Source organism: Mycobacterium sp., from assembly GCF_029961025.1.
GTDB lineage: Bacteria > Actinomycetota > Actinomycetes > Mycobacteriales > Mycobacteriaceae > Mycobacterium.
The window spans coordinates 98,362-120,594 of sequence record NZ_JASBVP010000006.1; the positions used below are offsets into that span (position 1 = coordinate 98,362).

Sequence of the window (22,233 nt, forward strand, 5' to 3'; positions counted from 1 at the left end):
CGCCGGAGACGCAAGGTAGAAAGAACCCATGACGGAACCCATGACGCAACTGTGGGTGGAACGCACCGGGGTTCGCCGCTACACCGGGTACAGTTCGCGGGGCGCGCAGGTGCATGTCGGCCCGGTGGACGTCGACGGGGTGTTCACCCCCGGAGAGCTGCTCAAGATCGCGCTTGCCGCGTGCAGCGGGATGGCCGGCGACCGGCCGCTGGCCCGTCGCCTCGGCGACGATTACCCGGCGACGTTGAAGGTGTCCGGCCCGCCCGACCGCGACCAGGAACGCTATCCGCTACTCGAGGTCACCCTCGAGGTGGATCTCTCAGCCTTGACCCAGGAGGAGGCCGAGCGGCTGGTGGTGGTTGTCAATCGAGCGGTCGATCAGGTCTGCACCGTGGGGCGCACCCTCAAATCGGGCACCAAAATCACTTTCGGGCTCGCCGATGTCGGTGGCTGACGTCCGGCTGACCGCCTGGGTGCACGGGCGGGTGCAGGGGGTCGGGTTCCGCTGGTGGACCCGGGCGCGAGCGTTAGAGCTGGGGCTTACCGGGTACGCCGCCAACAAACCCGACGGTCGGGTGCTGGTGGTCGCCCAGGGGTCGCGTGCCGCCTGCGAGAAGTTGCTGAAGTTACTGGAGGGCGGCACCACGCCCGGCCATGTCACCCGAGTGGTCGCCAGTTGGTCGCAGCCGGACGAGGATATCCGCGGATTCACCGAGCGCTGACCGGTCCGGGGCCGGGTGCGCCCGCCTGCTGCCCGCGGGTTTGCGCGTCCGCATCGTCGCCGGGCGGGTGAGCGGTAGTCTGGCAGGTCGTGTACCTCAAGAGTCTGACGCTGAAGGGCTTTAAGTCTTTCGCCTCACCGACGACTCTGCGCTTCGAGCCGGGCATCACCGCCGTGGTCGGTCCTAACGGCTCGGGCAAATCCAACGTGGTCGACGCTCTGGCGTGGGTACTGGGGGAGCAGGGCGCCAAAACGTTGCGGGGCGGCAAGATGGAAGACGTCATTTTCGCCGGGACGTCGTCGCGCGCACCGCTGGGCCGCGCCGAAGTGACCGTCACCATCGACAACTCTGACAATGCGCTGCCGATCGAGTACTCCGAGGTGTCGATCACCCGCAGGATGTTTCGCGACGGTGCTAGCGAGTACGAAATCAACGGCAGCAGTTGCCGTTTGATGGATGTTCAGGAGCTGCTGAGCGACTCCGGCATCGGCCGGGAGATGCACGTCATCGTCGGGCAGGGAAGGCTGGAGGAGATCCTGCAGGCCCGCCCGGAGGACCGCCGGGCCTTTATCGAAGAAGCCGCCGGTGTGCTCAAGCATCGCAAGCGCAAGGAAAAGGCGCTACGCAAACTCGATGCGCTGGCAGCAAACCTGGCCCGGCTCACCGATTTGACCACCGAGCTGCGCCGCCAGCTCAAACCGCTGGGCCGTCAGGCCGACGTGGCCCGGCGGGCCGCCGCCATCCAGGCCGATCTGCGGGATGCCCGGCTGCGGCTGGCCGCCGACGATCTGGTGTCCCGCCACGCCGAACTGAAAGCCGCGAATGACACCGCGGTGGCCCTCCGCCGCGAGCATGAGGAGACCACGGCCCGATTGGCGATGGCATCCGAACGGCTTGCGGCGGAGGAATCCGCGCTGGCTTGCCTTTCCCAAAGGGCCGATTCGGTCCAGCACGCCTGGTTTCGGCTGTCCACGCTGGCCGAACGGGTGAGCGCCACGGTGCGGGTCGCCGGTGAGCGCGCGCAGCATCTCGAGCGCGAGGTGCCGGCGGATGGCCGAACGGATCCGGATGCGCTGGAGGCCGAGGCCGACGCGGCGGAGAGCCGGGAGCGGCAGCTGCTGGCGGAGCTGGCCGCCGCCCAGGCCCGGCTGGAAGCCGCGGGAACCGCGCTTGCCGCCCGTGAGCAGCGGGCCGCCGAGGCCGAAAAGGCCCATCTGGCGGCGGTCCGTGCCGAGGCCGACCGGCGCGAAGGGCTGGCCCGGCTGGCCGGTCAGGCCGAGACCATGCGGGCCCGGGCGGATTCCATCGAGGAGAGCCTCACCCGGTTGGCCGAGCGCGTCGAGCGCTCCGCCGCACACGCACAACAGGCTCAGGCCGAGTTCGACATGGTGCAGGGCCGCCTCGGTGAGCTGGAACAGGGCGAGGTCAGGCTCGACGAGCAGCACGAGCGGGCGGTGGCGGCCCTGCGACTGGCCGACGAGCGGGTCGCCGAGCTGCAGGCCGCCGAGCGCGACGCCGAACGTCGGGTGGCGTCGTTGCGAGCCCGTATCGAAGCCCTCTCGGTTGCCTTGGAGCACAAGGACGGTGCCGCTTGGCTGACTCAAAACCATAATGGCACCGGGCTTTTCGGTTCTATTGCCAAGTTGGTGAAGGTGCGTCCGGGTTATGCGGCGGCGCTGGGGGCGGTGCTCGGTGCGGCTGCCGACGCGCTGGCCGCCGACAGTCTGGGCGCGGCTCGATCCGCGGTCACCGCACTCAAGGAAGCCGACGGGGGACGAGCGGCAATCGTGTTGGGGGATTGGCCGGCCCCCGAGGACCCGGTGCCCGCGGCCTGCCCGCTGCCCGACGGTGCCCGCTGGGCCGTGGATTTGATCGAGGCGCCACCCCGGTTGCGCGGTGCCATGACCGCCATGCTGTCCGGCGTCGCCGTGGTTCATGACCTGACCCAAGCGCTGGATCTGGTGGCTACCCGGCCACAGTTGCGCGCGGTCACACTCGACGGTGACCTGGTGGGTGCGGGCTGGGTGAGCGGCGGTTCCGACCGCAAACCGTCGACTTTGGAGCTCACCTCGGAGATCGAGAAGGCACGCGCCGAGCTGGCCGGCGCCGAGGAGCGGGCCGCGCGACTGACGGCGGAGCTGGCCGGCGCCAGGGCCGAGCAGGCCGGTCGCCGGGACGCCGCCGAGCAGGCGCTGGCCGCGCTCAACGAATCCGATGCGACCATTTCGGCGATCTACGAACAGCTGGCCCGGCTGGGGCAGGAGGCCCGCACGGCCGACGCGGACCGGCGTCGGCTGCTGCGGCAGCGCGAGGAGCTGGAAATCGCCCGCGCGCAGGCTCTCGAGGAGCTCGGTGATCTCGAAGCCCGGGTGCGTAACGCCGAGCAAGCCGACCACGGCCCCGCCGAACCCGCCGGGCCGCAGCAGATCGCCGCCACCCGCGCCGAGGTGGAGGCCGCCCGGGTCGCAGAGATGGAAGCCCGGCTGGCGCTGCGCACCGCCGAGGAACGCACCACCGCGGTTCGCGGACGCGCCGAGTCGCTGCGCCGCGCAGCCGCCGCAGAACGCCAGGCTCGGCTGCGCGCCCAGCAGGCCCAGGCTGCCCGCAAGCAGGCCGCCGCGGTGGCCGCCGCGGTGGCCGACGGCGGCCGGCTCTTGGCGCAACGGCTGGAGCAGGTGGTGGTGGCGGCATCGCGGCACCGCGATGCCCTGGCGGCCGAACGCCACCAGCGTTCGCAGGCGATCGCCGCGATCCGCGACGAGGTCGAGACGCTGAGCGCCCGGGCGGCCGCGCTCACCGACTCGCTGCATCGACACGAGGTGGCCGAGGCACAGGCTGCGCTGCGGGTCGAGCAGCTCGAGCGGTCGGTGCTCGAACAGTTCGGGATGTCGCCGGCCGACCTGGTCGCCGAGTACGGCCCGCAGGTGGCGCTGCCGCCGACGGCGCTCGAGCTCGCGGAATACCGGCAGGCCCGAGAACGCGGGGAGCGGGTGGTTGCGCCCGCACCGATGCCGTTCGACCGGGCCGCCCAGGAACGCCGGGCTAAGCGGGCCGAGCGGGAGCTGGCCGAACTGGGCAGGGTCAATCCGCTGGCCCTGGAGGAGTTCGCCGCGCTGGAGGAGCGCTACAACTTCCTGTCCACCCAGCTCGAGGACGTCAAGGCCGCCCGCAAGGATCTGCTGAACGTCATCGCCGACGTCGATGCGCGCATCGTGCAGGTGTTCAGCGACGCCTACGCCGACGTGGAACGCGAATTCCGGGACGTGTTCGCCGCGCTGTTTCCCGGCGGGGAGGGTCGGTTGCGGCTCACCGACCCGGACGACATGCTCACCACCGGCGTCGAGGTGGAGGCCCGCCCACCCGGCAAGAGGGTTAAGCGGCTCTCGCTGCTGTCCGGCGGCGAGAAGGCGCTGGTGGCGATCGCGATGCTGGTGGCGATCTTTCGGGCCCGTCCGTCGCCGTTCCACGTCCTCGATGAGGTGGAGGCGGCCCTCGACGACGCGAACCTGCGGCGGCTGCTGGGCCTTTTGGAGCAGCTGCGGGCCCGGTCGCAGCTCATCATCATCACCCACCAGAAGCCGACCATGGAAGTGGCCGACGCGCTCTACGGCGTGACCATGGGTGGCGACGGCATCACCACGGTCATCTCGCAGCGGATCCGGGGTCAACGGGTGGGCCCTCGGGCCGGTTCGGTGACGATGCGCGCCGGATGATGTCAGGGGCCGCGGCGCCGGGGATCGCGGCCCTGAAACAATGACGACGTGTCGGGAGGTCTGTGGGTCGCGATAACCGTCGCCGCGGTCGTGGTTGCCCTCGCGACGCTGATCCTGGGCGTGGTGCTCTACCGCCGGCGACGGCTGCGGGTGTCGGTCCGGCAGGCCGGCGCACCCGATCGCTCCGGGTACACCACCTCCTCGGGTATTGCTTTCAGCCAGTCACCGCCCGCGGTCCAGCCACCGCCCGCGGTCCGGCCGACGGAGAACCCGGTGCAGCAGCAGGAGACCGCCGGTGCGCCGGCCCCCGGTGGCGGTGCCGCCGTTTCTCCGGATGCGCTGAGGCGCCCGCATGCCGAGGTCCGGGTGTCCCAGCCCGACACCGTCGCACCCCCGGCACCCGATCTCGCGGGTATCTCACCCCCCGAAGGCCGCTTACAGCGATTGCGCGGCCGGCTCGCCAGGTCGCAGAACGCCTTGGGGCGCAGCCTGCTGGGGTTGCTCGGCGGCGGTGACCTGGACGAAGACTCCTGGCAGGAGGTCGAGGACACCCTGCTGGTCGCCGACGTGGGCCCGGTGGTCACCGCCTCCGTGGTGTCGCGGCTGCGCAGTCGGCTGGCCAGCGTCACCGTGCGCACCGAGGCCGACGCGCGGGCGGTGCTGCGCGACGTCTTGATCGGGGAGCTGCGCCCGGACATGGACCGCTCCATCCGCGCGCTGCCGCATGCCGATCGCCCCTCGGTGCTGTTGGTTGTGGGGGTCAACGGCACCGGGAAAACCACCACGGTCGGCAAGCTGGCGCGAGTGCTGGTCGCCGACGGCCGGCGCGTCGTGCTGGGGGCGGCGGACACCTTCCGCGCCGCGGCCACCGATCAGCTCCAGGCCTGGGCAGCCCGGGTGGGTGCCGACGTGGTGCGCGGCGCCGAGGGCGCGGATCCGGCGTCGGTGGCGTTCGACGCCGTCGACGAGGGCATCGCCACCGGTGCCGATGTCGTCGTCATCGACACCGCCGGGCGGCTGCACACCAAGACCGGGCTGATGGACGAGCTCGGCAAGGTCAAACGGGTGGTGAGCCGGCGCGCCGCGGTCGACGAGGTGTTGTTGGTGCTCGACGCCACGACCGGCCAAAACGGCTTGGCGCAGGCACGGGTCTTCGCCGATGTCGTCGACATTACCGGCGCGGTGCTGACCAAACTGGACGGGACGGCCAAGGGTGGCATCGTCTTTCGTGTCCAGCAGGAACTCGGGGTCCCGGTCAAGCTGGTGGGACTCGGGGAAGGGCCGGACGATCTGGCGCCGTTCGAACCCGCCGCCTTCGTCGACGCGCTCCTGGGCTGAGACCACTTCGTGGCCGAAATCCCTTCCGGGCGCAGATGTAGCGTTCCGTAACGTCGCCGAAACACGGACGCGTCGAAACGGAAACAACCGCTGCGCATTGTCGTGGACGAATTGTTCAGTCCGAATCCCTGGCGGCCGTCGCGGACCCGGCCGCGGCGAAGGAGGTTGGCGCCCGTGGACCAATTCCCGACCATGGGGGTGCCGAACACCGGTGATACCGCATGGATGCTGGCCAGCTCCGCGCTCGTGCTGTTGATGACCCCGGGCCTGGCCTTCTTCTACGGCGGGATGGTCCGCGCTCGCGGTGTGCTGAACATGATCATGATGAGCATCAGCGCGATCGGCGTGGTGACGGTGCTGTGGGTGCTCTACGGCTACTCGCTGGCCTTCGGCGACGACGTTCATGACCTCGCCGGCAACCCGCTGGAATACTTCGGTTTGAAGGGCCTCATCGGTGGCAACGCCTCCGCGGCCGGTGCGGGCAGCCCGGGCGTGCAGATTCCGTTGGCGGGCACCGTGCCGCACGTCGTCTACACGGCCTTTCAGCTGATGTTCGCCATCATCACGGTGGCGTTGATCTCCGGCGCGGTGGCCGACCGGCTGAAGTTCGGCAGCTGGATGCTGTTCGCCGGACTGTGGGCTACGGTGGTCTATTTCCCGGTCGCTCACTGGGTCTTCGCGTTCGACAAGGTCACCGCCGCCCGCGGCGGCTGGATCGCCAACAAGCTGCACGCCATCGACTTCGCCGGCGGCACCGCGGTGCACATCGACGCCGGCGCGGCGGGCCTGGTCCTGGCGATCATCCTCGGGCGGCGCCAGGGCTGGCCGGGCACCCCGATGCGGCCCCACAATCTGCCGCTGGTGATGCTCGGTGCCGGTTTGCTGTGGTTCGGCTGGTACGGGTTCAACGCCGGCTCCGCCGTCAGCGCCAACGGCGCCGCCGGGTCCACCTTCATGACCACCACCATCGCCACCGCCGCGGCCATGCTCGCCTGGCTGCTGACCGAGCGCATCCGCGACGGGCGGGCGACCTCATTGGGGGCGGCATCGGGCATCGTCGCCGGACTGGTCGCCATCACACCGTCGTGCTCGTCGGTCAACGTGCTCGGTGCCCTCGTGGTCGGTGTGGCGGCCGGTGTGCTGTGCGCGTTAGCGGTGGGCCTGAAATACCGTTTCGGCTTTGATGATTCGCTCGACGTCGTGGGAGTGCACCTGGTCGGCGGTCTGGTCGGCACGCTGCTGGTGGGTCTGCTCGCGGCGCCGCAGACCACGGCGATTGCCGGGGTGGCGGGGGTGTCGCCGGGGTTGTTCTACGGGGGCGGGTTCGATCAGCTGTGGCGGCAGACGATCGGAGCGTTCAGTGTTCTCGCATATTCGGCCGTCGGGACGGCTATCTTGGCTTTGGTCCTGAAGTACACCGTCGGGCTGCGTCTGAGTGCCGAAGATGAAGCCTCGGGTATCGACGAGGCGGAGCACGCCGAAAGCGGTTACGATTTCGCGGCGCTGGGTGCCGGCGCGGTTCTTGGTCGTCACGGCTTGGAGGAAAGAGGGCATGAAGCTGATCACCGCGATCGTGAAGCCGTTCACGCTCGAGGACGTCAAAGCCAATCTTGAGCAGGCCGGAGTCCTGGGGATGACGGTCAGCGAAGTCCAGGGCTACGGGCGCCAGAGGGGCCATACCGAGGTGTATCGGGGTGCCGAGTATTCGGTGGACTTCGTGCCGAAGCTACGCATCGAGGTGGTCGTCGAGGATGCTGCGGCCGACAAGATCGTCGACGGCATCGTGCGGGCCGCGCGTACCGGCAAGATCGGTGACGGCAAGGTATGGGTCACCCCCGTTGACACCGTGGTGCGGGTGCGCACCGGTGAACGCGGACCCGATGCACTATGAGATGGCATGAGATTTGGCGCGGATACCTGATGCGATCCGGATAGCGGTGAAACAGCGCGGACCGGTTCCCCTCGGGCCTTCCCGGTGGGACGCCGAGGCTTCGGAGAGTCTTCGTCCGGCAACCGATTTGGCCGCCGCACGGGAGCGGTTGCTGGCCCGTGGGCCGCGGGAGCTGGACGCGGTTGAGCTCCGCGAGGCATGGCTGAACCTGCACGAGTCGTGGTTGACGACCAAGGCGGCGCAGATCGGACTCAGCGATACCGGGGGCTTCGCGATCATTGCGACCGGTGGACTGGGCCGCCGCGAACTGCTGCCCCACTCCGACTTGGACCTGCTGCTTTTACATGACGACATGCCTGCCGATGTCGTCGGCCGGGTCGCGGATCTGCTGTGGTATCCGTTGTGGGATGCCAACATTCGTCTTGACCACTGTGTGCGAACCGTCGCCGACGCGCTGCACGTCGCCAAAACGGAGATCTCCGCCGGCCTGGCGATGCTGGAGGCCCGCCACATCGCCGGCAATGCGGCGTTGTCCGCGCAGTTGGTGGCCGGGGTGCGGCAGCAATGGCGTTTCGGAATCCGTTGCCGCTTCGATGAGCTCGTCGACGTGACGCGGGCCCGCTGGCATCGCAGCGGTGAGATCGCGCACCGTGCGGAGCCAGATTTGAAATACGGCCGTGGTGGGCTGCGCGATGTCCAGTTGCTCGATGCGCTGGCGATTGCCCAGCTGGCCGACCGGCACATCGTGCACCGGCCGGACAGCCCGGGGGGATCGTTGACCGGCGCGTATCGGACGCTGCTCGATATCCGCACCGAACTGCACCGGGTTTCCGGGCGCGAACGTGATGTACTGCTAGCGCAGTACGCGGATGAGATCAGCACCGCCCTGGGCCTTGGTGACCGATTCGACTTGGCGCGTCGTTTGTCCGACGCCGCTCGCACCATCAGCTACCGGGTCGATGCCGGGCTGCGGACCGCCGCCAACTCGTTGCCAAGGCAGGGGATTTCGGGGTTGCGGTGGCGGCGCCGACCGCTGGAGGAGGGTGTCGTGGAGTACGCCGGGGAGGTGGTGCTCGCCCGGGACGCCCGGCCGGAACGCGACCCGGGGTTGCTGCTGCGAGTGGCCGCGGCGTCGGCCGTCGCCCAAACCCCTATTGCGGCGGCTACCCTGAGCCGGCTCGCCGATACCGCCCCCGAACTGCACACCCCCTGGCCACCCGGGGCATTAGACGACCTGCTGGTTTTGCTCGGCGCCGGCCGGAGCGCGGTGGTGACGATAGAATCCCTCGACCGCGCGGGGCTGTGGGGGCGGATGTTCCCCGAATGGAGCGCAATCCGCGATCTGCCCCCACGTGATGTTGTCCATACCTGGACGGTTGATCGTCATTTGGTTGAAACTGCAGTGCAAGCAAGCGCTTTCACGACCCGTGTGGCACGGCCCGACCTGCTGGTGCTGGGTGCGCTGCTGCACGACATCGGTAAAGGCCGGGGTGGCGATCACAGCGAGATCGGTGCCGAACTGGCTGCGCAGATCGGCACCCGGCTGGGAATGCCGCCCGCGGACGTCGAGCGACTGTCGGCCCTGGTGCGTCACCACCTGCTGTTGGTCAAGATGGCCACTCGCCGCGACCTGAATGATCCGCAGACCATCACAACCGTCGCGAACGCCGTCGGTGGCGATCCGGTGCTGCTCGACGTGCTGCACGCGCTGACCATGGCCGACGCGCTGGCCACCGGCCCCGGGATGTGGGGTGAGTGGAAGGAGTCGCTGGTGGGCGAGCTGGTGCGCCGCTGCCGTGCCGTGATGGCCGGCGAGCCCATGCCGCGCCCCGATCCGCTTGATCCCCGCTATCTTTCGTTAGCGGAGGGCCACGAGGTGCACGTGGAGGTCCGCGAGAACGGCGGCCCGCGTCTCTATCGGGTAGTCATGATCGCGCCCAATCGGCGGGGATTGCTGTCGAAAGCCGCGGGTGTGTTAGCCCTGAACTCGTTGCGGGTGCATTCCGCCGCGGTGAACGTTCACCGGGATACGGCGATCAACGAATTCGTGGTGTCGCCCCACTTCGGCTCCCCGGCCGCTGCCGACCTGCTGCGTCAGCAGTTCGTCGGCGCGCTTGCGGGTGAGATCGACGTTCTCGGCATGCTGGAGCGGCGCAGCCCGGAGGCCACTTCCGCCATGGTCGGCGAGGTTCGGGCGGGGGTGCCCGCGCCGCCGTCGAGCGCCGCTCCCCGCATTCGGTGGTTCGACGGCACCGCCCCCGGACAGCGGATCGTTGAGATCCGCACCACCGACCGGATCGGTTTGCTGGCGTTGCTCACCCGGGCGCTGGAGCGTGCCGGGGCGGATATCGTGTGGGCGAAGGTCACCACCGTCGGGTCGACGGTGGACGACACGTTTTGCGTCGTGTTGCCGGGACCGGTCGCCGGCGGGTCGGCCGGCGAACCCGACTCGAGCGGACGGGTGGTTGTTCAGCGGGAGCTGGCGGCCGTGTTGCCTGCCGCCGCGAACACCGGCTGAGCCTGCCGCCGAAAGGTCAGGGATCGCGGGTGCGGGGTGGTCATTGCGGTCGGCGGTGGCGGAGGTCAAAAGTCGGCCTCCACCTCACCGGCGGTGCCCGGCTAGGCTGGCGGCGTGTTTGAATCGCTGTCCGACCGGCTGACCGGGGCCCTGAAGGGGCTGCGGGGCAAAGGCCGGCTGACCGAGGCCGATATCGAGGCCACCACCCGCGAGATCCGGTTGGCCTTGCTGGAAGCCGATGTCTCCCTGCCGGTGGTCCGGGCGTTCATCGGCCGCATCAAGGAGCGCGCCAGGGGAGCCGAGGTATCCGGTGCGCTCAACCCCGCTCAGCAGGTCGTCAAGATCGTCAACGAGGAGCTGATTGGCATCCTCGGCGGCCAAACCCGCCCGCTGGCGTTTGCTAAGACGCCGCCGACCGTGGTGATGCTGGCCGGCTTGCAGGGCTCCGGTAAGACCACGCTGGCGGGCAAGCTGGCCGCCTGGCTTCGCGGGCAAGGGCACATCCCGCTTCTGGTGGCCGCGGACCTGCAGCGCCCGGCGGCGGTGACCCAGCTGCAGGTCATCGGCCGGCGGGCCGGCGTCGCGGTGTTCGCGCCACACCCGGGCGCCTCGGCCGAGACGGGCCCGGGCGACCCGGTCGCCGTCGCGGCCCAGGGGCTTGCCGAAGCCAAGGCCAAGCATTTCGATGTCGTCATCGTCGACACGGCCGGGCGGCTGGGCATCGATGACGAGATGATGGCCCAGGCCGCGGCCATCCGGGCGGCGATCCATCCCGATGAGGTGCTGTTCGTCCTGGACGCGATGACCGGCCAGGACGCCGTCACCACCGCCGAGGCGTTTCGCGAAGGGGTCGGGTTCACCGGCGTGGTGCTGACCAAGCTCGATGGCGACGCGCGCGGCGGCGCCGCGCTGTCGGTGCGCGAAGTGACCGGGGTGCCGATCCTATTCGCCTCAACCGGCGAGAAGTTGACGGACTTCGACGTCTTTCATCCGGATCGGATGGCCAGCCGCATTTTGGGCATGGGCGATCTGCTGAGCCTGATCGAACAGGCCGAACAGGTGTTCGACGCCCGGCAGGCCGAGGCCGCCGCCGCCAAGATCGGTTCCGGTGAGTTCACGCTGGAGGACTTCCTCGAGCAGATGCTGGCCCTCCGCAAGCTGGGCCCGATCGGCAACCTGCTGGGCATGTTGCCGGGTGCGGGCCAGATGAAGGAGGCGCTGGCCGCCGTCGATGACCGACAACTCGACCGGCTGCAGGCCATCATCCGCGGGATGACACCGCAAGAGCGGGCCGATCCGAGGATCATCAACGCCTCACGGAGGCTGCGGATCGCCAAGGGGTCCGGTGTCACGGTGGCCGAGGTCAACCAGCTGGTCGACCGGTTTTTCGAGGCCCGCAAGGTGATGTCATCGATGGTCGGCGGCATGGCGATGCCCGGTCTGGGCCGCAAATCCCCGACCCGCAAAGCCGCCAAAGCCAAGGGGGCCAAGGGAGCCAAAGGGAGGAAAGCCAAAAAGCGTGGCCCTACCCCGGCGCAGCGCAGTCCGATGGGTCTGCCCGCGGGCTTCCCCGACTTGTCGCACCTGCCTCCCGGTCTCGACGAGTTGCCGCCCGGGCTGGCCGACTTCGACCTGTCCAAGCTGAAGTTCCCGGGAAAGAAGTAGCCGCACCGTGCGACTGCACGTGCGCGGGTTGGCCCTGCCCGCCGAGGCCCCGATCGAGCTGTGGGTCGTCGACGGACACCTCAGTGCCGAGCCGGTCGCTGGCGCCGAGACGGTGTTCGGCGCCGACGGGGATGGCTGGATCCTGCCCGGGCTGGTGGATGCGCACTGTCATATCGGGCTGGGACCGCAGGGCGCGGTCGACCTCGGTGAGGCGCTCACCCAGGCCGAGACGGAACGCGATGTCGGCGCGCTGTTGCTGCGAGACTGCGGATCGCCGATCGACACCCGGGGTCTCGATGACCGGGACGACGTTCCGCGCATCATTCGCGCCGGCCGTCACCTGGCCCGGCCGAAACGCTACATCCGCGGGGTGGCGCTGGACCTCGAGGACGAATCCCAGCTGCCGGCGGCGGTCGAGGCCCAGGCCCGCCGCGGCGACGGCTGGGTCAAACTCGTCGGGGACTGGATCGACCGGGAGGCCGGTGACCTGGCACCGCTGTGGTCCCACGAGATCCTCAAGGTCGCCGTCGACACCGCTCACGCGCACGGGGCGCGGGTCACCGCACACGTTTTCGGCGAGGATGCGCTGCCGGGCCTGATCACCGCGGGCGTCGACTGTATCGAGCACGGGCCGGGGGTCACCGACGAGGTCATCGAGTTGATGCTGGCCCACGGCACCGCGTTGGTGCCGACCCTGATCAACGTCGACAATTTTCCCCGGATCGCCGACTCCGCGCAGCGCTACCCCAGGTATGCGGCCCACATGCGGGACCTCTATGCGCACAGCCGCCGCCGAGTCGGTGCCGCCCGCGAGGCCGGGGTGCCGATCTATGCCGGCACCGACGCCGGCGGTGGCATCACCCATGGCCGCATCGCCGACGAGGTCGAGGCGCTCAAAGGCATTGGGATGAGCCCCACCGAGGCGCTGGGCGCCGCCTGCTGGGACGCCCGACGCTGGCTGGGCCGGCCGGGTTTGGCCCACGGGGCGCCCGCCGACCTGGTGTGCTACACCCACGATCCGCGGCAGTCCGCCGCCGTGCTGCGCCGGCCCGATGTGGTGATCCTGCGCGGACGGTTGTACCGAGCGCCCGGCGGCGATGGCGGTTAATATCGGGGCATGCCGTTAGCCCAGGGCACGTCTTTTGCTGGGTACACCATTTTGGGACTCCTGGGCTCCGGCGGAATGGGTGAGGTCTATCTGGCGCAACATCCACGACTGCCGCGCCGCGACGCGCTGAAAGTCCTCCCCAAGGCGGCGACCGCGGACCACCAGTTCCGGGAGCGGTTCCAGCGCGAAGCCGACGTGGCCGCCACGCTGTATCACCCGCACATCGTGGCGGTGCATGACCGCGGCGAGTTCGAGGGGCAGCTCTGGATCGCGATGGACTACGTCGACGGCACCGATGCCGCCACGCTCGTCCGGGACCGATTCCCGGCCGGCATGCCGGTCGGCGATGCGCTGGCGATCATCTCCGCGATCGCCGGCGCTCTTGACTACGCCCACCAGCGCGGTCTGCTGCACCGCGATGTCAAGCCCGCCAACATCCTGCTCACCGATCCGGAAGCCGGTGAGCGACGGATTCTGCTGGCCGACTTCGGAATAGCGCGATACCTCGGTGACCCCAGCGGGCTCACGGCGACCAACTTGACGTTGGGGACGGTGGCCTACGCCGCGCCCGAACAACTGATGGGTTCCGCCGTCGACGGCCGCGCCGACCAGTACGCGCTGGCGGCCACCGCGTTTCACCTGCTCACCGGCGCGCCGCCGTTTCGGGATGCCAACCCGGTCGCGGTCATCAGCGCGCATCTGACCGGCACGCCGCCGAAACTCAGCGACCGGCGCCCGGAACTGGCGCCACTTGACGGCGCGGTGGCCACCGCTCTGGCCAAGGATCCCAACGACCGCTTCGGCCGCTGCCGGGATTTCGCCGAGGCGCTGACCACCGGCGTTTCGACCGGCGTTTCGACCGGCAGTGCCGGCCCGAAGACCTACGACATCGCCGGCGCCGTCGGCTATCCCGACGCCGGATCCGGGGTGGATCCCGCATACGCCGGATCGACCCTCATCTCCGCGGAGGCACCGAGGGGCCCGGCCGGGCTGTCACCGGCCGGGCGCCTCGGGAACGGGACCCCCGCGACGGCTGCTCCGGAGCCCGGGGCGGTGGAGGACATGCCGGCTGCGCCGACGCGCCACCGGCGGCGCTGGCTGCTCGGCGGGTTGGTGGCGGCTTCCGCGTTGCTGCTGGCGGTTCTTGGCAAGCTGGCCCTCGGCGGTGGGACCGGCGGGCAGACCGACCGGGCCTCGGCTCCGAGCCCGGCGTCCGCGACTCGCACATCCGTGCCGGCCGTCGCGCCGCCGCGCAGCGTCTCGGGCGTCCCCCCGGCCCCCCTCGATGGCGTCTACCGGGTGGACATCGACCGTGCGCAGCAGACCTTTAACGACAGTCCCGATCCGCAGCCGCCGAACGTGACCACCTGGTGGGCGTTTCGCTCGGCGTGCACTCCGGGGGGATGCGTCGCCGACGCGGTTATGCTCGACAGCGACAACCACCAAAAGGTGAGCTCAACGGCCGGGCCGCCGGTGGTGCTGGATTTTCGCGAGGGCGCCTGGCAGTCGCGGCCGCAAACCTTGCAGTTTCCGTGCGTTTCAGCTAACGGAACACCGAGCAAAGAAACCGTGACGCAGGTGCTGTCGTTGCAACCGCACACCAGCGGCCCGCTGCGCGGGGTGATGACGGTGACCGTTCAAACCAACGAGTGCGGCCAGCAGGGTGGGCAGATCTCGATTCCGGCGGTAGCCGAGCGGGTCGGCGCCGTCCCGCCCGACGTCACCGTGCCCAACCCGGCGCCCGGCTCGCCCCCGGCGCCGACCACGACGCCGAGTCGCTGATCGCCGCGGCGGCCGGCCAAGGCACGGCGGCGCCGAAGGGGTGCGAATCCGCGGGATCAGCGCCGGTGGCGCGCGCCGGCTGTGCAGAAGAAGCGGGCGGCCGCGGCGACCGATAGGATTCGGGAATGCCGTTGGCCCCCGGGACGGTCTTTGCCGGGTACACCATCATCCGGATGCTGGGAACCGGCGGGCGGGGGGAGGTGTATCTCGCGCGGCACACCAGCCTGTCGCGGCGCGATGCGCTCAAAGTGCTGCCCCCGGCGATGACGACGGATCCCGAGTTCCGCGCGAGATTCACGCGGGAAACCCCGATCGCCACCACTCTGTACCATCCGCACATCGTGGCGGTGCACGACCGCGGGGAGTGCGACGGACGGCTGTGGATCGCGATGGACTACGTCGACGGCGCCACCGCCGCACAGCTGCTGCGGGAGCGGTTCCCGGCCGGTATGCCGGTCGGTGAGGCGCTGGCGATCGTGACCGCGGTCGCCGGGGCGCTGGATTACGCCCACCAGCGGGGACTGCTGCACCGCGATGTCACGCCCGGCAACGTGTTTCTGACGAATCCGGGAAATGGTGAGCAACGGGTTTTGGTGGCGGACTTCGGAATAGCGCCGCCGATCACCCTGAGCGCGGCAACGGTCGGCTACGTTGCGCCGGAACAACTGCAGGGCGCGGGTATCGACGGGCGCGCCGACCAGTACGGGCTGGCGGCGACGGCGGTTGCGCTGCTCACGGGCGCGCCGCCAGCCGATGATGCCAACTCCGCGACGGTCATCGGCCGCCGCCTCAGCGGACGGCCGCCGAGGCTCGGCGGCCGCCATCCCGAGCTGGCACACCTGGACGGCATCATCGGCAAAGCCCTCGCCGAAAATCCCGCGCACCGTTTCGATTCGTGTGCTCAGTTTGCGGACGCGCTCAACTGCGCGGTCGGCACGGGCCGCCACAGCCCCGAGGCCGTTCTCGTCACCGATCATTCCCACGCCCCGTGCGCATCGGGCACCGACACGGATTTCCCGGGCATCGAGCCGACGCGAACACGGCCCAGGCGGCGGATCCTGGCCGGGTCGGCGATCGCGGCGGGGCTGGTGGCGCTGGTTGTCCTGCTGGTCCTGGGCATCGCACGCAAGAACGGGGCGACACCCTCTCGGGCCGGTGGCCCCACGGGCGGCACCTTTCCGGCGGGCGCGGCCCCGTCAACGGTCACCTCGGCCGGCGTGCCGGCGGTGCTGGAGGGCAGCTACCGGATCGACCTCGAGCGCGCGCAGGAGACCTACAACGGCACCCCCAACCCGCAACCGCCGAACGCGGCCACCTGGTGGGCTTTTCGTTCCTCCTGCACCGCCACCGGATGTGTCGCCAGCGGGATCATGCTCGACGGGGGCGACCACCACGCGACGAGCACCGCCGCCGGGGGCCGGCCACTCGTCCTGGATTTCCAGGTCGGCTCCTGGCAGTCACGCCCGGAAACGCTGCCGTTTGCCTGCACCACACCGGAGGGCACACCGGCCGAAGAGACCACGACGCAGGTGCTCTCATTGCATCCGGGGGATCATCGGTCGCTGCGGGGCGTGATGACCGTCACCGTGCACACCGACGAGTGCGGCCAGAAGGGAGGGCGGTTCGTGATTCCGGTGGTGGCCCAGCGGGTCGGCGATCTGCCGCCCGGCATCACGGTGCCCAACCCGGCCCCCGATGCCCCGACACCGGCGACAACGACGCCGACCCGCTGAGGCTGGGCCCGGCCGGCGGATCGGGATCCGACGGGTCGCCGAAAAAGGGGCACCGGTGAGAGGACCGAGGCTACAGGGAGCCGACGCCGGATTGCCGGTCGAGCGCGAAGCCCCAGTCGAACAGGTTGGCGGCCTGATCCCAGTACGTCGGCCCACCCGCGGTCACCAGCCCGTACATCAGGGCCAGCACCAACCGGCGGCCGTCGCGGGCGGCGGCGCCGACAAACGTCTTGCGGGCGGCATTGGTGAACCCCGTCTTGCCGCCGATCGCGCCGGGATATCGCTGCAGCAGCTCATCCTGGTTGACGATCGCCCGGTCGCCGTTGTCGGTGGGGAACATCGCCGACGGCTCCGCGGTGATCTGCGCGAACACCGGATTGGCCATGGCGGCGCGGAAGATGACCGCCAGGTCGTGTGCGGTCGACCAGCCGGATCCGTCGGGGCCGTCCAGGCCGGACGGGGTAGTGGCGTGGGTGTTGACCGCACCCAGGGCCGCGGCCTTGGCGTTCATCTTGGCGACCGCGGCCTGGGGGCCGCCCAACATGTGCGCCAGCGTGTTGGCGGCGTCGTTACCCGACACCAGCAGCAACCCGTCGAGCAGCTGGCGGGCGGTGTAGCTGCGGCCGGGCCGCACACCCACGCAGCTGCACTCGACATCGGCGTCGGCGGTGTCGGCGACGATGGTGGAGTCCATGTTCAACTCCTCGAGCGCCACCTGTGCCAGCAGCACTTTGATGGTGCTGGCCGGTGGATGGCGCACGTGCTCGTCGCGGGCGGCCAATACCTGACCGCTGTCCAAGTCGGCGAGGATCCAGGTTTGCGCGGGGCCGTCCGGGATCGGCACCGACCCCACGGGCTGCACGTCGGTTTCCGCCCGTGCCGTCGCGGTGCCGGCAGCGGCCCAGCCAAAGCCCACGACCAGCAGGGCCGCGGCCACGACCGGAAATGTCCGCATGCCCGGTGAGCATAGCCCGGCTATCATGCCCATGGATGACATTGGCCGCGTTGACCTGCGCTCGGGAGCCCCGGTTCGTCGCGACCGCCAACCCGCGCGGTTAGCGGATTTTCACCGGGGTGGGCGGCTCTGGCACAATGGGCGGCTGTCCGCCCCGCGACCGGAGGTTGCCGGCGAGACGCACACGCGAGGCAAAACCGGATCCGGGCATCCCGCCCTGGTTGCTGAATTGCAGCGTGACACTTGCAGGAGTAGGCGCATAACCATGGCTGTCAAGATCAAACTCGCCAGGCTCGGTAAAATCCGCAATCCCCAGTACCGCATTGCCGTCGCCGACGCGCGAACCCGGCGCGACGGCCGGGCGATCGAGATCATCGGGCGCTACCACCCCAAGGAAGAGCCGAGCCTCATCGAGATCGACTCCGAACGGGCCCAGTACTGGCTTTCCGTGGGCGCCCAGCCCACCGAGCCCGTCCTCAAGCTATTGAAGATCACCGGTGACTGGCAGAAGTTCAAGGGCCTGCCGGGCGCCGAGGGCAGGTTGAAGAAGGCCCAACCCAAGCCCAGCAAACTGGAGCTGTTCAACGCCGCGTTGGCGGCCGCCGAGGGCGCTCCTGCTGGCGAGGCCACCAAACCCAAGAAGAAGGCACCGGCCAAGAAGGCGGCGAAGAAGGAGGCCGAGGCCGAGAAAGCCACCGAGACCGAGGAGACGCTCGCGGCTGCGGAGACCGCCCCGGCGGAGGCGGCCGAGAAAGCCGCGGAGACGCCCGCCCAAGCCGGTGACCAAGCCGGTCCGGGGGCCGAAACGTGACGGGCGTGATGAATGCCGTCGTGGTCGATGCCGTGCAGCATCTGGTCCGCGGGATCGTCGACAATCCCGACGACGTCCGGGTCGCAATGGTGACCAGCCGGCGGGGACGGACCATCAAGGTTCATGTTCACCCCGACGATTTGGGCAAGGTGATCGGTCGCGGGGGGCGCACCGCGACCGCGCTGCGTACCCTGGTTGCCGGGATTGGCGGCCGCGGCATCCGCGTCGATGTGGTGGACACCGACCAGTAGCGCAGTCTCGGTGACGGAGCTCGCATGGAGCTGCTAGTCGGGCGCGTGGTCAAGGCGCACGGCATCAGCGGGGCGATCGTCGTCGACGTGCACACCGATGAGCCCGGGGCTCGATTTATGCCGGGGACCGCGTTGCGCGTCAAAGGATCCGGTGACCAAGAGCGCAGCTACGTCATTGACGGTGTGCAGGAACATGGCGGGCGGCTGCTGGTGCGCTTGGCCGGGGTCAGCGACCGTGCGGCCGCCGACGCCCTGCGGGGCAGTTCCATCGTCATCGACTCCGAAGACTTGCCCCCGATCGACGAACCCGACACCTACTACGATCATCAGTTGGAAGGCCTTCGGGTCACAACGGTGGGCGGTCAGCCGGTGGGTGTTGTCGCCGAAGTACGCCACACCGCCGGCGGAGAGTTGCTGGCGGTCAGCTGCGACACCGGCGGCGAGGTGTTGGTGCCGTTCGTGAGCGCAATCGTAACGGCGGTGTCGCTGGAGGAGCGAAGGATCGAGATCGATCCTCCGGACGGTCTATTGGATCTGAAGTAGCGATGCGCATCGACGTCATCACCATCTTCCCGGCCTATCTGGAGCCGCTGCGGCAATCGTTGCCCGGCAAGGCGATCCGGTCGGGTGTGGTCGAGCTGCAGGTGCACGACCTGCGCCGCTGGACTCATGATGTGCACCACTCGGTGGACGACTCCCCCTACGGGGGTGGCCCCGGGATGGTGATGAAGGCACCGGTGTGGGGCGAAGCCCTCGACGAGATCTGCTCCGGTGACACGCTTTTGGTTGTTCCTACCCCGGCAGGGATACGGTTTACCCAGGAGATGGCCCAAAGGTGGAGCGGTGAAGCGCATCTGGTGTTCGCCTGCGGGCGTTACGAGGGCATCGACCAGCGTGTCATCGACGACGCCGCCCGGAGGATGCGGGTGGCGGAGGTCTCGATCGGTGACTACGTGCTGCCGGGAGGGGAATCCGCGGCCCTGGTGATGATCGAGGCGGTGATCCGGTTGTTGCCCACCGTATTGGGCAACCCGCAATCACACCGGGAGGACTCGTATTCGCAGGGTCTGCTGGAAGGGCCGTGTTACACCCGGCCGCCGACCTGGCGGGGTCTTGATGTCCCCGGGGTGTTGCTCTCCGGCGATCATGCGCGCATTGCCGAATGGCGCCGGGCGGCCGCGCTGCAGCGCACCCGGGAACGCCGTCCGGACCTGCTGCGGTAGCCCGCCTCGAACCGCGGATCAGATGCGGCCGACGGGAAAGATGGTTCGCACCGCGCGGGTGATCGTTGCTCGCGCGGTGGCGTCGTCGGCCGGCTGCAGCGCCTCGATCACCACCACGTAGCGGCGGTCCAGGCCGACCACGCCGGTGGACAGGTGCATCCAGTCTTCGCCGATGCAGCACAGCCAGCCCTGTTTGACCGCCACCGTTTCGGCGTAAAGGCCCTCGGGAATGCCGAATCGCTGAGGATAGCCGTCGCTTCCGGCCGGGGTGGCCTGGGCGAGGCTGCCGACGATGACGTCGGCCCGCTCCGGCGGCAGGCCACCGCTGCCGTCTAACAGCATGTCGTAGTAGCGGATCAGGTCCGGCACCGAGCTGGTGGTGTTCCACCAGCGCCCGTCACCGGGAGGCGCGGTGGACGCCAGCCCGTAGCGGTCGGCGACCCGACTGATAATGGCGCTGCCGCCGCTTTGGTTCCAGAATTTCTCGGCGGCGTCGTCGTCCGACGATCGCAGCATCGCCAGCAGTGACCGGCGATCTTCCACGGACAGGGTGATCTCGCCCCGAGACTCCCGCAGCAGCACCTCGTCGGCGATGAAGAGCTTGGCCACCGAGGCGGTGGCCAGGATCTGCGGGTCGCCGTCGGAGACCATCTGATGCGTCACCCGGTCCAGCACCGCGACCGAAATGCGGGCGTCGTCGGCGGCGGCTTCGTCGATCGCCCGCCGGATCCGGCCCGCCAGCCCGGCGAACACCGATTGCGGTGGCGCCGGCCGCGGCCGGGGCGCAGCGGTCAACGGGGCGGCCGGCCCGGCCGAAACGGCTCGGGCTGCGCCGGAGACCGTGGCCTGGCAACCGGTCACCGACGCCAGCAGTGCCGCTGCGCAGGCGGTGGCCAGTGTCGCTGACCGTCCGTGCATAGCTCTCCTCGGACGTGGCTCACCTCGGACGTGGCTCTCCTCGGACGTGGTGCAGCCACTTCTCCCGCTCGCCCGGCATCCGGTGCGCAGCGCGGCTCAGGCCGTCGGCGGATGCCGCCGTCATATCTACCATTCCGATCTACCATCCCGACGAGGAGCACCGGCGCACCGACGCTCCCCGAATGTCGGGTGATTTTCGCTGGTGCACGATATCTGGCACAATTGAGCAGCCGTCCGCTCCGGCCGGGGGCCACCGCCGGATGCGAAAGGCGCAGATTGCGACATTCATCGGCCCGGTGACCGGCTACGCGCCCGCGGCGCGGGCCGCACCCCGGGCCGCGACCTGCAAGCAAGGAAGTGTCCGATGAACACGCTGGATTTCGTCGACCGGGCGTCGCTGCGCGACGACATCCCGGACTTCGGCCCGGGCGACACGGTGAACGTGCACGTCAAGGTGGTCGAGGGAGCCAAGGAGCGCATCCAGGCGTTCAAGGGTGTGGTGCTTCGTCGCCAGGGCGGGGGAATCCGCGAGACGTTCACGGTGCGCAAGGAGAGTTACGGTGTCGGCGTCGAGCGGACTTTCCCGGTGCATTCGCCGAGCATCGACCACATCGAGGTGGTGACTCGAGGTGATGTTCGCCGCGCCAAGCTGTACTACCTGCGTCAGCTTCGGGGTAAAAAGGCCAAGATCAAAGAGAAGCGCTAACCGCGCGGGCCCGTCGGCTGGCTACGCTTAGAGCGTGACCGAAACTACGGACTCATCAGCGAAGCGCCCCCCCGATCCCCCTCCGGCACCGCCCCCGGTCTTTACCCGTGAGCCGGGCGCCGACTCCGATTCCGATGAGGCCGTTGCCGATAAGCAGACCCCCAAAAAGCACCCGGTGCTGCGGGAAACCGCGATCCTGGTGGCGATCGCGGTGGTCCTCTACTACGTCATGCTGACCTTTGTGGCGCGCCCGTACCTGATTCCGTCGGAGTCCATGGAACCCACGTTGCACGGCTGTCCGGGTTGCGTCGGCGATCGCATCATGGTGGATAAGCTCAGCTATCGTTTCGGCGCACCGCGGCCCGGTGATGTCATCGTGTTCAAAGGGCCGCCGTCGTGGAACGTCGGGTATCGGTCGATTCGCTCGCACACCGTCGTGGTGCGCTGGCTGCAGAACGCGCTGTCGTTCGTCGGCTTCGTGCCGCCCGATGAAAATGACCTGGTGAAACGGGTCATCGCGGTCGGCGGGCAGACCGTGAAGTGCCGCAACGCCACCGGCTTGACGGTCGACGGCAAGCGGCTGCAGGAGCCGTATCTGGACCCGGCCGTCATGATGGCCGACCCCTCGGTGTACCCCTGCCTGGGCAGCGAGTTCGGCCCGGTCACCGTCCCACCGGGACGGTTGTGGGTGATGGGCGACAACCGGACTCATTCGGCAGATTCACGCGCCCACTGCACCAGCATCCCCGCCGACGCCCTGAAGGGCATCTTGTGTACCGGGGACCCGACGTCGGGAACGGTGCCGGTGGGCAACGTCATCGGCAAGGCCCAGGTGATCGTGTGGCCGCCGACGCGCTGGGGTCTGGTGCGTTCGGTGAACCCGCAACAGGGCCGCTAGC

Annotated in this window: 19 protein-coding genes; 17 read left to right on the forward strand and 2 right to left on the reverse strand. The window is 69.4% G+C overall.

Annotated features, from left to right (window positions below; genetic code table 11):
* Positions 1 to 40: 40 nt before the first annotated feature.
* The 11 genes from QJR12_RS08435 to QJR12_RS08485 all read left to right on the forward strand — a co-directional run bounded on the left by QJR12_RS08435 (position 41) and on the right by QJR12_RS08485 (position 16,470).
* A complete protein-coding gene (locus QJR12_RS08435) occupies positions 41 to 454 on the forward strand; it encodes an OsmC family protein (protein ID WP_300581250.1) in 414 nt (137 codons plus the stop codon).
* Complete coding sequence (locus QJR12_RS08440) at positions 441 to 722, forward strand: acylphosphatase (RefSeq protein ID WP_300580697.1); 282 nt, start codon at positions 441 to 443, stop codon at positions 720 to 722. The genes QJR12_RS08435 and QJR12_RS08440 overlap by 14 nt, the downstream gene beginning before the upstream one ends.
* An 89-nt stretch (positions 723 to 811) precedes the next feature.
* Positions 812 to 4,435 carry a chromosome segregation protein SMC gene (gene smc, locus QJR12_RS08445; RefSeq protein WP_300580699.1) on the forward strand — a complete coding sequence of 1,208 codons (3,624 nt, stop codon included), beginning with the start codon at positions 812 to 814 and terminating at the stop codon, positions 4,433 to 4,435.
* Positions 4,436 to 4,483: 48 nt separating this feature from the next.
* A complete protein-coding gene (gene ftsY, locus QJR12_RS08450; RefSeq protein ID WP_300580702.1) occupies positions 4,484 to 5,773 on the forward strand; it encodes a signal recognition particle-docking protein FtsY in 1,290 nt (429 codons plus the stop codon).
* A gap of 174 nt (positions 5,774 to 5,947) precedes the next feature.
* Positions 5,948 to 7,387 carry an ammonium transporter gene (locus tag QJR12_RS08455; protein ID WP_300580705.1) on the forward strand — a complete coding sequence of 480 codons (1,440 nt, stop codon included), beginning with the start codon at positions 5,948 to 5,950 and terminating at the stop codon, positions 7,385 to 7,387.
* On the forward strand, positions 7,326 to 7,664 hold the full coding sequence (locus QJR12_RS08460) for a P-II family nitrogen regulator (protein WP_300580708.1): 339 nt from the start codon (positions 7,326 to 7,328) through the stop codon (positions 7,662 to 7,664). Before QJR12_RS08455 ends, QJR12_RS08460 begins: the two co-directional genes overlap by 62 nt.
* Before the next feature lie 46 nt (positions 7,665 to 7,710).
* Complete coding sequence (locus QJR12_RS08465) at positions 7,711 to 10,182, forward strand: [protein-PII] uridylyltransferase (RefSeq protein WP_300580711.1); 2,472 nt, start codon at positions 7,711 to 7,713, stop codon at positions 10,180 to 10,182.
* 114 nt (positions 10,183 to 10,296) lie between these two features.
* Positions 10,297 to 11,847, forward strand: a complete 1,551-nt coding sequence (gene ffh, locus QJR12_RS08470) for a signal recognition particle protein (RefSeq protein ID WP_300580713.1) — start codon at positions 10,297 to 10,299, stop codon at positions 11,845 to 11,847.
* Between the two features lie 7 nt (positions 11,848 to 11,854).
* Positions 11,855 to 12,955: an amidohydrolase family protein gene (locus QJR12_RS08475; RefSeq protein ID WP_300580716.1), complete on the forward strand. Its 1,101-nt coding sequence runs from the start codon at positions 11,855 to 11,857 to the stop codon at positions 12,953 to 12,955.
* A gap of 9 nt (positions 12,956 to 12,964) precedes the next feature.
* Positions 12,965 to 14,737 (forward strand): serine/threonine-protein kinase, encoded by a 1,773-nt coding sequence (locus tag QJR12_RS08480; RefSeq protein WP_300580719.1) that lies wholly within the window; start codon positions 12,965 to 12,967, stop codon positions 14,735 to 14,737.
* 125 nt (positions 14,738 to 14,862) lie between these two features.
* Positions 14,863 to 16,470: a serine/threonine-protein kinase gene (locus QJR12_RS08485; RefSeq protein WP_300580722.1), complete on the forward strand. Its 1,608-nt coding sequence runs from the start codon at positions 14,863 to 14,865 to the stop codon at positions 16,468 to 16,470.
* Positions 16,471 to 16,540: 70 nt separating this feature from the next.
* Here QJR12_RS08485 and QJR12_RS08490 read toward each other — a convergent pair whose 3' ends face one another.
* Positions 16,541 to 17,425: a D-alanyl-D-alanine carboxypeptidase family protein gene (locus QJR12_RS08490; protein ID WP_300580724.1), complete on the reverse strand. Its 885-nt coding sequence runs from the start codon at positions 17,423 to 17,425 to the stop codon at positions 16,541 to 16,543.
* Between the two features lie 265 nt (positions 17,426 to 17,690).
* Here QJR12_RS08490 and rpsP point away from each other — a divergent pair, with 265 nt between their 5' ends.
* The 4 genes from rpsP to trmD are packed head-to-tail and all read left to right on the forward strand — an operon-like array spanning position 17,691 to position 19,710.
* Positions 17,691 to 18,236 carry a 30S ribosomal protein S16 gene (rpsP, locus tag QJR12_RS08495; protein ID WP_300580726.1) on the forward strand — a complete coding sequence of 182 codons (546 nt, stop codon included), beginning with the start codon at positions 17,691 to 17,693 and terminating at the stop codon, positions 18,234 to 18,236.
* 8 nt (positions 18,237 to 18,244) lie between these two features.
* On the forward strand, positions 18,245 to 18,487 hold the full coding sequence (locus QJR12_RS08500; protein WP_300581252.1) for an RNA-binding protein: 243 nt from the start codon (positions 18,245 to 18,247) through the stop codon (positions 18,485 to 18,487).
* Between the two features lie 24 nt (positions 18,488 to 18,511).
* On the forward strand, positions 18,512 to 19,030 hold the full coding sequence (rimM, locus tag QJR12_RS08505; RefSeq protein ID WP_300580729.1) for a ribosome maturation factor RimM: 519 nt from the start codon (positions 18,512 to 18,514) through the stop codon (positions 19,028 to 19,030).
* Positions 19,031 to 19,032: 2 nt separating this feature from the next.
* Positions 19,033 to 19,710 (forward strand): tRNA (guanosine(37)-N1)-methyltransferase TrmD, encoded by a 678-nt coding sequence (trmD, locus tag QJR12_RS08510; protein ID WP_300580731.1) that lies wholly within the window; start codon positions 19,033 to 19,035, stop codon positions 19,708 to 19,710.
* Positions 19,711 to 19,728: 18 nt separating this feature from the next.
* Here trmD and QJR12_RS08515 read toward each other — a convergent pair whose 3' ends face one another.
* A complete protein-coding gene (locus QJR12_RS08515; protein ID WP_300580733.1) occupies positions 19,729 to 20,628 on the reverse strand; it encodes a hypothetical protein in 900 nt (299 codons plus the stop codon).
* Positions 20,629 to 20,992: 364 nt separating this feature from the next.
* Between QJR12_RS08515 and rplS the strand changes: the two genes are divergently transcribed.
* Together rplS and lepB are read left to right on the forward strand one after the other, a co-directional pair.
* Positions 20,993 to 21,334 (forward strand): 50S ribosomal protein L19, encoded by a 342-nt coding sequence (rplS, locus tag QJR12_RS08520; protein ID WP_300580735.1) that lies wholly within the window; start codon positions 20,993 to 20,995, stop codon positions 21,332 to 21,334.
* A gap of 34 nt (positions 21,335 to 21,368) precedes the next feature.
* Positions 21,369 to 22,232, forward strand: a complete 864-nt coding sequence (gene lepB, locus QJR12_RS08525; protein WP_300580737.1) for a signal peptidase I — start codon at positions 21,369 to 21,371, stop codon at positions 22,230 to 22,232.
* Position 22,233 lies beyond the last annotated feature (1 nt).